The following is a 12,503-nucleotide window of genomic DNA, read 5'->3' on the forward strand; positions in this document are numbered from 1 at the left end:
CCCTTCCGGAGGATGCGGGGCGGTGGGCCGACGGGGCCGCGCCGGTGGGCGGGCCCCGTCGGTCACGGGATGGGATCAGGCAGGCAGTTCGCCGGGGACGGGCGGCTCGGGGGCCTCGCCGTCGATGACCTCACCGACGGTGGCGGTCCAGAGCTTCTCCCAAGTGCCGTCGTCGATGATCGCCTGCAGGAAGGTGTTGACGAACTCCAGGGCGTCCTCGTTCTCCTTGGACAGGCCGATGCCGTAGGGGTCGTCCACGAAGGGCTCGCCCACCACGGTGACGTCCGGGTCGGCCTTGGAGTTGCCCAGCAGCACGCCCTGGTCCAGCACGTAGGCGTCGGCTCGGCCCTGCTTCAGTGCGGCCACGCAGGACTCGTTGTCCGGCAGCTGCTGCACGTCGCCCGGGTCGGTGACGTGGTCCTCGATGGCCTGGATGCCGGTGGAGTTGGACTGGGTGACCAGGTTCTTGCCGGTGAGGTCGGCGGGGCCGGAGATCGACTCGGCGTCCTCGGTGCGCACCTGGATGGCGGTGCCGGAGAGGTAGTACGGGCCGGCGAAGTTGATGACCTCGAGGCGCTCGGGGGTGATCGAGTAGGTGGCGATCACGCAGTCCACGGTGCCGTTCTGCACCAGGGTCTCGCGGGTGTCCACGGTGGTGTCGATGTACTCGACCTTGTCCGCGCCGTCCTCACCGAGGATGTAGCGGGCCAGTAGCTGGGTGATGCCGGCGTCGAAGCCGGTGGGGTTGCCTCCGGAGGTGTCGGCCAGGGAGAACACCTGGTTGGCGACGGTACCGCCGCGCTTCAGCTGGCCGGCCTCCTTGATCTTGGTGGCCCAGGCGCTGGCCTGGACCGCGGCGTCATCGGCCACGGGGCCCGCGTTCACGGCGTCGGTGAAGGCGTTGGCGTCGCCGCCACCGCCGTCGGATCCGCCGTTGCCGCCGTCGCCCCCCAGGGACGGGCCGTCACCGGTGTCGGAGCCGCAGGCGGCCAGGGCCGCACCGATCGGCAGGGCTGCGGCGGCGGCGACCAGGGCGCGGCGGCCGGGGCGGAAGGTGCTGGTGGACATGGTGTTCTCCGTTTCGTCGGGGATCGAGGTTCGTGGGAGTCGGTGGCGGCGGTGCCTGGCGGGCGCGGCCTGCTGGATGAGGGGCCTGCTGGGTGCCGGGCGGGGGTCCTGGGGCGGGAGTCCTGGAGCTGGCGCGTCAGTGGGGCTGGGGTCAGTGGGGCAGGATCTTGGACAGGAACGCCTTGGCGCGATCGCTGCGGGGGGCGGTGAAGAAGGCCTCGGGTTCGCCCTGCTCCACGATCTCGCCCTGGTCCATGTACACGACGCGGTCGCACACGTGGCGGGCGAAGCCCATCTCGTGGGTGACCACCAGCATGGTCATGCCGGCCTGTGCCAGCTCGGTCATCACGTCCAGCACCTCGTTGATGACCTCGGGGTCCAGGGCGGAGGTGGGCTCGTCGAACAGCATCGCCTTGGGCTTCATCGCCAGTGCCCGGGCGATGGCGACGCGCTGCTGCTGACCGCCGGAGAGCGCTGCGGGAAGCGAGTTCGCCTTGTCCGCCAGGCCCACCCGCTCCAGCAGCTCATGGGCCTGCGCCTCGGCCTCGGCCCTGGGCACGCCGCGCACCTTGCGAGGGCCCAGGGTGACGTTGTCGATCGCCTTGAGGTGGGGGAAGAGGTTGAAGCTCTGGAAGACCATGCCCACGTCGGAGCGCAGGGCCGTCAGTGCCTTGCCCTCCTCGGGCAGCGGCTGGCCGTCGATCAGGATCTCGCCGTCGGTGATGGTCTCCAGGCGGTTCACGCAGCGGCACAGGGTGGACTTGCCGGAGCCGGAGGCGCCGATCAGGGCCACCACTTCGCCGCGGTGGATGTCCAGGTCGATGTCCTTCAGCGCCTGGAAGTCGCCGAAGAACTTGTTGACGCCACGCACGGAGATCAGGGGCTCGCCTTGCGGGCCGGCGGCGCCGGGGCGTTCCGCGAGGCCTGGGCGCTCCGCTGAGTCAGGGCGCTCCGCGGGTGCGTCGGGCCTGCTGCTGGTCTCTTCCATGAGTTGAGAATGTACGGTCCGACCACCCGTTGTCCATGTCTCGGGATTCTTGTTCACACTTCGGAACGATTTTGTGACCGTACTATGGCGCGCGTGTGACGGGCGACGCAGGCCGACCCGATGGTCACCTGCGGCCCCTGGCGGCGGCCTGCGCGGGGCCCGGGTACTGGCTACAACCCACCGGGCCCCGCGCAGGCCGCTCTGGGCAAACCGAGTGCGACATTATGAACAGTTCAGCGCTGTCGAACTGTTCATAACGTCGCAGTCGATCCGGATCGCACCACGGGGACCGCGTAACAGTGTCAGCCCTCGTCAGGCCTGCGTCAGCCCAGCTCAGTCCGGATCAGCCCTCGTCAGGCCTGCGTCAGCCCAGCTCAGGCCTGGTAGGCGCGCTGGTACACGGCGTCGAAGGGGGTGTGGCCGCTCTGGCGGTGCTCGATGGAGCTGGTCACCACATCCTTGGCCACCTGGGCGGCCTGCAGCGGGGTGGCGCCCTTGGCGAGCTCCGCGGTGACAGCAGCGGCCAGGGTGCAGCCGGCGCCGGAGACCCGCTCCTCGCCGATCTTGGGGGTGCGCAGCTCGACGACCTGCTCGCCGTCGTAGAACACGTCCACCGCGTCGGGGCCGTCCAGCACCACGCCGCCCTTGGCCAGCACCACCACGTCGTAGGTGTCGTGGATGCGCTTGGCGGCCTCGGTGAGGTCCTCCACCGACTCAATCGCGTCCATGCCGGACAGGCTGAGGGCCTCGAAGTGGTTGGGGGTGACGAAGGTGGCCAGCGGCAGGATCTGGTCCTTGAGCGCGTTGTCGGTGTCCAGCGCCGCACCGGGCTCCTGGCCCTTGCAGATCAGCACCGGGTCCAGCACCACGTGGGTGAAGGCCTGCTCGGTCAGGGACTCGGCCACCGCGTCGATGGTGACCGGGGTGCCCAGCATGCCGATCTTGACGGTGTCGATGTCGTGCACGGCGCAGGTGGCCTCGATCTGGTCCTTGATCACCTGCGGGTCCACCGGTACGAAGCGGTGGCCCCAGTCGTTCTTCGGGTCGAAGGCGACGATGCAGGTCAGCGCGGCGGTGCCGAAGGTGTCGAGCTGGTGGAACGTCTTGAGGTCGGTCTGGGCGCCGGCGCCTCCGGAGGCCTCGGATCCGGCGATGGTGAGAGCGACGTGGGTCATGGGTCCCTTCCTGGACGTGATACGTCCGAGTGATGCGTGACGGTACGGCGACATGTGCCCGTGGGACGGGTCGCCGGTGATGAGCGTGCCGCGGGCTCCCAGGGCCACCCGTTCCCGGGGCCCGTCCCTGCAGCGGTGGCCGCGCGCTCCCAGGGTTCCCCGGTATCGAGGACCCGTCGCAGCGGCCGGGCCGCGCGCTCCCAGGACCCTCCGTGAGGGGCAGGTCCGTCGCAGCGACCGATCCCCGATCCTACTCACCTCTCCGGTACAGTGCCGTGCGTGTCCAGCCCCGATGCCGTGACGGCCGACGCGGCCGGCACCTCCCCCCGCTCTGCCGTCCGGCATGCCGACGGCAGGACAGGCAGGCACGACGGCCGGGCCGACAGCGACGCAGCGCCCCACGCGCCCTCCCCTTCGGGCTCGCCCTCCCCCGCGGACACCTCCCCACCCTCGGACACTCCGTCGCCCACGGGCACCTCACCGCGGCCCACCTCGCTCGCCGCCGAGCACCTGCGTCCCACCCTGAAGTTCCTCGCCGTGGGCGGGGCGGTGTTCCTGTTCGACGCGGCGATGTACAACCTGCTGGTGTTCTGGGACCCCGGCAGTGGTTGGGGCCACGGACTGATGCACGGCCAGCCGCTCATCGCGAAGCTGCTGACCATCGCGGTGGCCTCGTGTCTGACTTACCTCGGCAATCGACTGTGGACCTTCGGGGATCGTCCGCGGCCCCGCACGGCACGCTCCATCGCGCTGTTCATCCTGGTCAACGTGATCGCCGCGGGACTGCAACTGGGCTGCCTGGGCTTCTCCCGCTACGTGCTGGGGCTGGACTCGGTGCTGGCCGACAACATCTCCGGCACGTCCATCGGGCAGATCGTCTCCACCTCCTTCCGGTACGTCACCTACGGCAGGTTCGTGTTCCCGAAGGAGCGCTGACGGCGCCCGACTGGCCCAACAGGACCGACCAACTCGACAGGCCCGACTGGCCCGAGCAGCCCAACGAGCCCGGCTCCCCCGCGCTCACCAGTTGCTGCGCTCCCGCTCCCCCCGCTCTGACACACTCGGGCCATGGACACCTCCGGCCCCTGGACCCGAGCCTCCCGCGCCACCGGCCTGCTCTCCGACCCCGGCGGCCCACACCCCGCCCGCACGGCGCGCCCCACCGTGTTCGCCCGCATCTCGGCCCTGGCAGCGCAGCACGATGCAGCGAACCTGGGGCAGGGCTTCCCCGACACCGACCCGCCCCCGCTCGTGGCCGAGGCGGCGATCGAGGCGATCCGTGCGGGCCGCAACCAGTACCCGCCCGGTGCAGGCGAGGCGGTGCTGCGGGAGGCGGTGGCGGAGCACCAGCAGCGCTGCTACGGGCTCGACTGGGACCCGCACTTCGAGGTGCTGGTGACCACCGGTGCCACGGAGGCGCTGGCTGCGACAGTGCTGGCACTGGTGGAACCGGGTGACGAGGTGATCACCCTGGAGCCGTTCTACGACCAGTACGCGGCGCTGATCGCCCTGGCCGGAGGTGTGCACCGCACCGTCCCGCTGGCCATCGCCCCCGGGGCCGACGGGGATCTGGTCACCAGCGTCGACACCGTGGCGCTGCGGGCCGCGTTCGGGGACCGCACCCGCATGATCATCGTGAACTCCCCGCACAACCCCACCGGGCTGGTGCTCGGCCGCGAGGTGCTGACGGTGATCGCGGAGGAGGCCGCCCGCCACGACGCGCTGATCGTGACCGACGAGGTGTACGAGCACCTCACCTACGGGTCCGCCCACGTGCCGATCGCGACGCTGCCGGGTGCCCGGGAGCGCACCGTGTCGATCTCCTCGGCCGGGAAGACCTTCTCGGTGACGGGATGGAAGATCGGCTGGGTTACCGCACCGGCGGAGCTGATCACCGCGATCACGGGGGTGAAGCAGTGGCTCACCTACACCTCCGGCGCACCGTTCCAACCGGCGGTTGCGGCAGGCCTGCGCATGCCGGCGTCGGTGGTGGCAGACATCGCCGCGGACCTCCGCTCGCGACGGGACCTTCTGGTGGAAGGCCTGCGCTCGGTGGGATTCACCGTCAGTGTGCCGGGGTCCGGGTACTTCGTGGTGGCCGATGCCGCTCCCCTGGGCGAGACGGACGCCGAGGCGCTGTGCGAGCGTCTGCCGCGAGAGGCGCAGGTAGCCGCGATCCCATTGTCCGCGTTCTACCGGCCTGCCGCTGCCCCGCCGGAGGCTCCCGCAGCGCACCCGCATGGAAGCAGGCCCGGGCCTGCTCCGGAGGCCGCCTCACTGCTGCGGTTCGCCTTCTGCAAGGACCGCGCCACCATCGAGAAGGCGATCGAGCGGCTGGGGGCATGGGCCGCGCGCTGAGCCCTGACCATGCGAACGGCCCGCCCTCCCCTGATGGGGTGGGCGGGCCGTAATGCCTCAAGGGCGCAGGTCACTGAGCAGCGACCCACACCTCCTCGCCGGAGAAGTCCAAGAGGACGGACACGTTGAACTTGCCCTTCTGGACCGTGTCGGCCGGGATGGTGAAGGGGACGTTGTACGTGGCGGTACCGCCGTCGTACAGCTCACCCTGATCCAGGCTGCCGTTGGGGACCACCAGGGACGCCTCGCTGAAGGAGTTGCCGGAATCGACCACGTAGTCGATGCTCAGCAGGAAGGACGGGGAGACGCTGTCGGGACCGTGGTAGGTGATGGTCACGGGCACCATGATGTGCACCTCGCCCTCACCCGGATCCTCGTTGAACTGGTTCTCCTCCTTGATCTCCGCGGTGGCATCCCAGTTCACGGCACCGAAGCTGACCTCGACCTCGCCGCCCTCACCATCGGGCATGGTGAACTTCTCGTCCACGGCGTAGGGGTTGTCGCGGGTGCCCTTGTCGCCGTCACCTGCGGGCTCGGTCGTCTCGTCGCCGCCGGGCTCCGTGGTCTCATCGCCACCAGGCTCGGTCGTCTCGTCGCCACCGGGCTCCGTGGTCTCATTGCCACCGGGCTCCGTGGTCTCATCGCCACCGGGCTCGGTGGTCGTGGTGCCACCGCCGGTGGGCTCGCCACCGTCACGGGTGAACAGGAAGATGCCGCCGCCCACGAGGCCCAGCAGCAGTGCCAGCACCGCGCAGCCGGCACAGATCAGCAGAGGCAGCTTGGAGCCGGGCTTCTTGCCGCCCTGCTGGATGTCGCCGGCAGGCTGGCCGTCGGGGCCGAAGCCCGCGCCGTAGTCATTGGCGGACGGCTGGCCGTACCCAGCGTTCGGGGAGGCCTGACCGTAGTTGCCGTACTGGTCCTGACCGTAGCCGGGCTGGTCCTGGCCATACCCGGCGTTCGGAGAGGGCTGGCCGTACCCGGGCTGGTCCTGGCCGTAGCCGGCGTTGGGGCTGGGCTGGCCCCAGCCTGCGTTCGGGTCCTGGCCCCGGTTCGGGACCGGGTTCTGGTTCGGGTCCTGGCCGTAGGGCTCTCCGGACTGCTGACCCCACTGGTCCTGCGGCGGCTGCGACATGTTCTCTCTCCCCGGCGCGGATTCTCAGCGCCGTCCCCTTCTCATGACACGACGGAAACGCCGGGCACTTCGCCCGGCGCCCCCATCGTACGTGTCTGTCTGCTCACATCATGCGGGAAATGACCCTCTACAGGTCACGAATCGGACGCAGAACCGAACCGTGCTCCATGGAAGGTGCGATCGGCGCCTCGACGGGATGCTCCGCTGCTGTCCAGGTAGGGGGTGATGCCGCCACGGTGGCGGGGGAAGCCGGCTCCCAGGATCAGCGCCAGGTCCACGTCCTCCACCCGTTCCACCACGCCCGCGTCGAGCATCAGGGCGATCTCCTCGGCGAGCCCTTCCAGCACACGCTCCAGCAGGGCCTCGCCCACCGGTGCCTGACCGCCGGCACCCATGCTCGCGCCGCCTGCCGCCCCGCCGTCCTTCGCCGCATCACCGGCACCGAACACCTCGGCGACCACGGGCGAGACCACCGGCTGCGTGCTGCCGCGGCGCTTCTCGGTGAAGTGCGCCTTCCGCTCCACCATGGCCGACAGTCCCGGGGAGGCGTGGAAGCGGTCGCCCAGCTCCGCGACCAGCACCTGGCCCACGTGATCGGCCACCGCGTGGCCCACCAGGTCGAGCAGCGCCAGCGGCCGCATGGGCAGGCCGATGGGGTCCAGGGAGGCGTTGACCTCGTCGGGGTCCGCCCCGGCGTCGAGGGAGGCGAGCACCTCGCCGAGCACGCGGAATAGCAGGCGGTTGACGATGAAACCGGGCGCATCGGCGCTCTGCACCGCGAACTTCCCCAGGCGCCGCACCACCTCCAGGCCGGTGGCCAGGGTGGCCTCATCGGTGGCGTCGGTGTGGATCACCTCCACCAGCGGCATCTTGGCCACGGGGTTGAAGAAGTGCAGGCCCACCACGCGCTGGGGGTGCTGCAAGTCCTCCGCCATGGCGGTGACCGAGAGGGAGGAGGTGTTGGTGACCAGCAGCGCATCGGCCTCCAGCACACCCTCGAGCTCGGCGAACACGGACTTCTTGATGCCGAGCACCTCGGGGACGGCCTCGAGCACCAGGTCGCAGCCGGCCAGCTCGGCGACGTCCGCGGTGGCGGAGAGCAGGCCGGCCACCTCGGTGGCGGTGGCCTCGTCGAGGCTGCCGCGGGCGGCGGCCTGGGCGATCACGTCGCGGGCCCCGGCCAGGCCCTTCTGAGCGATGTCCTCGTCGAGGTCGCGCATCACCACGGGCACCCGCAGGCCCAGGGCCAGCTGCGCGGCGATCTGGGAGGCCATCAGGCCTGCCCCGGCCACGCCCACACGGGTGATCTCCCGGGCGCCGTCCACCGGGGTGCGGCCGGGCTTGCCGCGGCGCAGCATCTCGGCGGAGTACAGGGATGCCTTGGCACCGTCGGACCGTGCCAGCTGCCCGAGCGTGGCGGCCTCGCGGGCGAGCGCCTCGGTCAGCTCGCTGCCGGGCAGCTGCTGGAGCAGCTCGAGGGCGCGCGCCGTGGCGGGAGCCCCCTGGCCCTCCATCCGGGCGGTCCACTCGCGGCGGGTCTCGCCTGTGGGCAGGGGTGCGTCCAGGGCGTCCCGCAGGGCGTCGGCCTCGGCGGAATCGGCGGCAGGCAGGGGGTGGGCATGGGAGACGACCGCGGTGTCCGGGCCGTCGGCGGCATCGACCACCTCGGCGGAATCCCCGCGGGCGGCGAGGATCGCGGCGAACTCGTCGAGGGCCGAGGAGAGGTCCTCCGCCAGGGCGTCCACCAGGCCCACCTCGGCCGCCTGGGCGGCGCTCAGCAGGCGGTCACGGGTGGGGTCCTCGAGGATCATCCGCACGGCGACCTCGGGGCCCACGACGGACTGCAGCAGGGTGGTTCCGCCCCAGCCGGGCAGGATGCCCAGGCCGGTCTCGGGCAGGCCGATGCCGCGGGCGCCGGGGACGGCGGTGCGCACGTCGGCCATCAGAGCCACCTCGAGGCCGCCGCCGGGAGCCACGCCGTTGAGGTGGGCGAGGATCGGAACGGCACTGGCACGCACCCGGACCTGCAGGCCGTGGGCGGCGCGGGTCATCTCCTCGACGCGGTCCACGGCGGAGGGATCGGCGAACATCGACAGGTCCGCCCCGGCCAGGAACACCTTGCCGGTGCCGGTCATGGCGATCGCGCGCACCTCGCCGGCCTCGGCGCGGTCCAGCGCGGCACCGATGGCGCCGGTGACGGCGTCGATGGACTGCGGGCCCAGGGTGGCGGGCCGGCGCTCCTCACCCTCCGGCGGGGCGAAGGTCAGCACCGCCACGGTGCCGAGCGCGGGGTGGTCGACGTCCTCGGTGATGACGCGGGTGACGTGCTCGGTGTAGGTGCTCACTGGTGCACCATCCTTAGTGCGGCCTTGTTCGGTAAGGTCGTGACCACTCGGTCCCGGTGGGTGCACGGCCATTTGTGCGTGCCGTTCGACGGCCACGATGAGTTCTGCCGGCCCCGCCGGGCCGAGGCCATCTGAACGGCGTCAGGAACATGCCCCTTTGAGGGCCGAGCAGTGAGCTTCCGGCAGATGACCTCCACCAAGTGGTGCTCCTTCGATGAACCTGGAGTACGCGCATGTATGTCGGATGGGACTGGGGCAATACCACCCATGCTGTCGCTGTGATCGATGACCAGGGCCAGGTGATCGACCGCTGGCCCTGCCCCCACACCGAGGACGGGATTCGAGCCACCCTGGCCCGCCTGGCCAGCCACGGCCCTCCGGCTAGGCTGCCGGTCGCGATCGAGACCACCCGCGGGCTGGTGATCGACCGTCTCCTGACCGCCGGGCATCCCGTGGTCCCGGTCCATCCCAACGCGTTCAACGCCGTCCGTCCCCGCTGGGGCGCTGCCCGCGCCAAGGACGACCCCGGCGACGCGTTCAAGCTCGCCGACTACCTCCGCACCGACGGGCACCGCCTGCGGACCCTGCGCCCGACCGAGCAGGCGACCCTCGAGCTGCAAGCGCTGGTCCGGGCCCGCGAGGACCAGGTCACCGCCCGCGTGGCCGCGACCAACCAGCTCGCCGCCCTGCTGGCCGAGCACTGGCCCGGCGCCGGGGTGGTGTTCGCCCGCCTGGACTCCGATATCGCCCTGGCCTTCTGCGACAGGTTCCCCACCCCAGCCTCGGCCAAGCACCTGGCCCCGGCCAGAATGCGGGACTGGCTCGCCCGGCAGCACTACTCCGGCCGCGTCGACCCCGCTGCCCTGGTGGCCAGGCTTCGTGGGGCCCCCGCGCCTGCCTCGCGGCTCGGTGAGGAGACGATCACCGCGCTGGTTCGCACACAGGTCCAGGTCATCCGGGCCCTCAGAACAGCGATCGATGACCTTGAAGCCCAGATCGAGACGGCTCTGGCCGCCCATTCCTGGGCAGCGTTGATCCAGCCCCTGCCCCGGGTGGGGATCGTCAACCTCGCCCAGATCATCGGGGAGATCGGACCGTTGCTCGAACACGCCTCCAACGCTGACCAGCTCGCCGCCGAGGCAGGCGTCGTGCCCGTCACCCGCGCCTCGGGTAAATCCCACGCGGTCGTGTTCCGCTACGCCACCAACCGGCGGGCCCGCCAAGCCCTGGTCCGCTGGGCAGACAACTCCCGCCACGCCTCGCCCTGGGCGAAGAACATTTACGAGACCGCACGCGCCCAGGGCAAACGCCATGCCCATGCCGTGCGGATCCTGGCCCGGGCCTGGCTGCGGATCATCTACGCCTGCTGGCGCGACGGCACCTGCTACGACCCCGCCACCCACCAAGCCCACAGAACCGACAGAACACACAAAACCACCGCTCTCGCGGCCTAGAGGTTGACTCAGGGAACTCATCGGGGGCCTTTCGTGTTCTCGTCCTCGAGGGCACGGCGCAGGGGCGGGGTGCTCGGTCGGGTCATGCCCCGCCACTTCCTGATACCGCCGGTTTCAGGTACAGCATGCCGGAGTGGCGCCCCGGTGTCCACCGCAGGACGCGTCCCCTCCCCGGATCCGCGCCGTTACCTGACAGAGCCGTTACCGGACAAAAGGGGAGTTCTCCCCATCGCGCATGCGAATCCGTCGCCCCTACGGTGGGAACGAGGGAACCGCTACGGGGAGAGGAACCACCATGAGGACCACCACGACCAGCCGGGGCCACCGCGCCCGCGCCGCCCTGTTCGCACCGCTGGCGGGACTCGCCCTGGTCGTCTCCGGCTGCGGCGCATCGGGCGGGGACGAGGACCCGGCCCCGGAGCCCACCGCCGAACAGACGGAGGAGGCCCCCGAGCCCACCGACGACGGCACCGACCCCACCGATGCGCAGGAGCCCTCGGACGGCGGCGGCGAGGCGGGATCCGACGACCAGACCGGCGCCTCCGGTGCCGACACCGAGCTCGCGGCCCCCGGCACGCAGGTGAAGGTGGGCGAGCCCGCCACCATCCACGTGCAGGTGCTGGAGAAGGGCGAGGAGTACTACGGCTACGGCGTCGTCTCCACCACGGTCACCGAGATCGCCGAGGGTGATCCGTCGATCATCGACCAGTTCGACGAGGACGACAAGGCGGACCTCGAGGGCATGACCCCGTGGTACGTGAAGTCCGAGCACGAGATCCTGAGCTTCGAGGGCGATCCGAACGCGGACATGACCCCGTCGCTGGAGGTGCAGGACGCCCAGGGCAACCGCGTGACGGTCGGGATTTCCTTCGGCGGCAACCTCGATGATGCCTGCGACCTGCAGCTGTTCGACGAGGCGAAGCCCGGTGCGACCGCCTCCACCTGCACCGTGGTGTTCACCGATGGGGAGGCGCCGGCGCAGGTGGCCTGGGAGGGTGACGACAAGGCCGACGGGGACGACAACCCCTACGAGGACGAGCCGGTGGTGTGGGTCAACGAGGGCTGACGCCTTCGATCACCTGGGCACCGCGTAGTACAGGGGCATCCCCTCCGGGGTCTCCACGGAGAACTGCAGGGTGTCCAGGTCGCCCTCCGGGACCACCACCGCCACGGCGACGGTGAGGGTCTGGCCGTCCGCCAGTGCCGCTCCCTCGGACAGGGGGTTCGGCACCAGGCCCGCCACTTCGGGGTAGGTCATCAGATCGGTCTCCCCGCGCGCCCACACCTCCTCGTTGATCCGCACGGAGCTGTCGCCCTCGTAGGTGACGTCGAGCGTCATCACCACCAGCTGGTAGCCGGGCTGGAGCACGTCGACGCCACCGGCGAGGGGGACGGTGGCGTCGGGGTCGATGGCGGTGGCCCGCACGCTCACGGTGCCGCCGTCGAGGGTGGGCCAGGTGAAGGTGTGCTCACCCACCGTGGCCGGCTGGCCGAACATGCCGGTGCCGTCGGTGACCTGGTTGCCGGAGGCATCGAGAACCACGCCATCCGTGAACGCCGGCCCGTCATCGACCTCCACCCACACGGTGTCGTCGGCGATGAAGCTCCGCACGGCAGACACCAGCAGCCCGAGACCGGCCAGCAGCGCCAGCAGCACCACCGCGACGATCGCCACGACAGCCCAGGCGGGGAATCCCTTGGATGTCTTGGGTGTGGTCCAGGGCCGGGCACCGCCAGCAGGGTGGGTGGCGTCGAGGCCATCGATCTCGCCGGGCGGCTCGGGTGAGTGCCCACCGGCCGATGGCGAGGGGTGCGCCCAGGTCGCGGAGGCGGCGGGAGCAGCCACCGCAGGCGCGAGGTCGGCGTTCCCGGCGGCGGGGCCGGGCCCGGTGCCCCCGGCAGTGGGGTCGGGCTCGGTGTCCCAGTCATAGGTCGACGATGTCGACGGCGTCGTTGCCATGAGCGGAGCATAGACCCCAGCGG

At 70.9% G+C, this 12,503-nt stretch carries 10 protein-coding genes; 4 read left to right on the forward strand and 6 right to left on the reverse strand.

The window, feature by feature from the left end; genetic code table 11:
- Positions 1-75 precede the first annotated feature (75 nt).
- The 3 genes from JOD52_RS15150 to thiD all read right to left on the reverse strand — a co-directional run bounded on the left by JOD52_RS15150 (position 76) and on the right by thiD (position 3,231).
- Positions 76-1,068 (reverse strand): glutamate ABC transporter substrate-binding protein, encoded by a 993-nt coding sequence (locus JOD52_RS15150; RefSeq protein ID WP_204410902.1) that lies wholly within the window; start codon positions 1,066-1,068, stop codon positions 76-78.
- A gap of 151 nt (positions 1,069-1,219) precedes the next feature.
- The gene (locus tag JOD52_RS15155) at positions 1,220-2,056 is read right to left on the reverse strand and encodes an amino acid ABC transporter ATP-binding protein (RefSeq protein ID WP_017823027.1); all 837 of its coding nucleotides are present in this window, start codon (positions 2,054-2,056) and stop codon (positions 1,220-1,222) included.
- A 374-nt stretch (positions 2,057-2,430) separates the two neighbouring features.
- The gene (gene thiD / locus JOD52_RS15160; protein WP_204410903.1) at positions 2,431-3,231 is read right to left on the reverse strand and encodes a bifunctional hydroxymethylpyrimidine kinase/phosphomethylpyrimidine kinase; all 801 of its coding nucleotides are present in this window, start codon (positions 3,229-3,231) and stop codon (positions 2,431-2,433) included.
- Positions 3,232-3,510: 279 nt separating this feature from the next.
- Between thiD and JOD52_RS17800 the strand changes: the two genes are divergently transcribed.
- Complete coding sequence (locus JOD52_RS17800; protein WP_204410905.1) at positions 3,511-4,167, forward strand: GtrA family protein; 657 nt, start codon at positions 3,511-3,513, stop codon at positions 4,165-4,167.
- A 132-nt stretch (positions 4,168-4,299) separates the two neighbouring features.
- Positions 4,300-5,589, forward strand: coding sequence for an aminotransferase class I/II-fold pyridoxal phosphate-dependent enzyme (locus JOD52_RS15170; protein WP_204410908.1), 1,290 nt, complete (start codon positions 4,300-4,302; stop codon positions 5,587-5,589).
- Positions 5,590-5,659: 70 nt separating this feature from the next.
- Here the strand turns inward: JOD52_RS15170 and JOD52_RS15175 are convergent, their stop codons facing one another.
- The gene (locus JOD52_RS15175; protein ID WP_204410910.1) at positions 5,660-6,721 is read right to left on the reverse strand and encodes a hypothetical protein; all 1,062 of its coding nucleotides are present in this window, start codon (positions 6,719-6,721) and stop codon (positions 5,660-5,662) included.
- A gap of 134 nt (positions 6,722-6,855) precedes the next feature.
- Complete coding sequence (locus tag JOD52_RS15180; RefSeq protein ID WP_204410911.1) at positions 6,856-9,066, reverse strand: 3-hydroxyacyl-CoA dehydrogenase NAD-binding domain-containing protein; 2,211 nt, start codon at positions 9,064-9,066, stop codon at positions 6,856-6,858.
- A gap of 233 nt (positions 9,067-9,299) precedes the next feature.
- Between JOD52_RS15180 and JOD52_RS15185 the strand changes: the two genes are divergently transcribed.
- Together JOD52_RS15185 and JOD52_RS15190 are read left to right on the forward strand one after the other, a co-directional pair.
- Positions 9,300-10,520, forward strand: a complete 1,221-nt coding sequence (locus tag JOD52_RS15185) for an IS110 family RNA-guided transposase (RefSeq protein ID WP_204408911.1) — start codon at positions 9,300-9,302, stop codon at positions 10,518-10,520.
- Between the two features lie 295 nt (positions 10,521-10,815).
- Positions 10,816-11,586: a hypothetical protein gene (locus JOD52_RS15190; RefSeq protein WP_204410913.1), complete on the forward strand. Its 771-nt coding sequence runs from the start codon at positions 10,816-10,818 to the stop codon at positions 11,584-11,586.
- 9 nt (positions 11,587-11,595) lie between these two features.
- Here JOD52_RS15190 and JOD52_RS15195 read toward each other — a convergent pair whose 3' ends face one another.
- Positions 11,596-12,480 (reverse strand): hypothetical protein, encoded by an 885-nt coding sequence (locus tag JOD52_RS15195; protein ID WP_017823020.1) that lies wholly within the window; start codon positions 12,478-12,480, stop codon positions 11,596-11,598.
- Positions 12,481-12,503 lie beyond the last annotated feature (23 nt).

Source organism: Brachybacterium muris (genome assembly GCF_016907455.1).
Classification (GTDB): domain Bacteria; phylum Actinomycetota; class Actinomycetes; order Actinomycetales; family Dermabacteraceae; genus Brachybacterium; species Brachybacterium muris.

Coding starts and splice junctions, on each gene's coding strand:
- JOD52_RS15150 (WP_204410902.1), bottom strand. CDS start 1,068: ATGTCCACCAGCACCTTCCGCCCCGGCCGCCGCGCCCTGGTCGCCGCC.
- JOD52_RS15155 (WP_017823027.1), bottom strand. CDS start 2,056: ATGGAAGAGACCAGCAGCAGGCCCGACGCACCCGCGGAGCGCCCTGAC.
- thiD (WP_204410903.1), bottom strand. CDS start 3,231: ATGACCCACGTCGCTCTCACCATCGCCGGATCCGAGGCCTCCGGAGGC.
- JOD52_RS15170 (WP_204410908.1), top strand. CDS start 4,300: ATGGACACCTCCGGCCCCTGGACCCGAGCCTCCCGCGCCACCGGCCTG.
- JOD52_RS15175 (WP_204410910.1), bottom strand. CDS start 6,721: ATGTCGCAGCCGCCGCAGGACCAGTGGGGTCAGCAGTCCGGAGAGCCC.
- JOD52_RS15185 (WP_204408911.1), top strand. CDS start 9,300: ATGTATGTCGGATGGGACTGGGGCAATACCACCCATGCTGTCGCTGTG.
- JOD52_RS15190 (WP_204410913.1), top strand. CDS start 10,816: ATGAGGACCACCACGACCAGCCGGGGCCACCGCGCCCGCGCCGCCCTG.
- JOD52_RS15195 (WP_017823020.1), bottom strand. CDS start 12,480: ATGGCAACGACGCCGTCGACATCGTCGACCTATGACTGGGACACCGAG.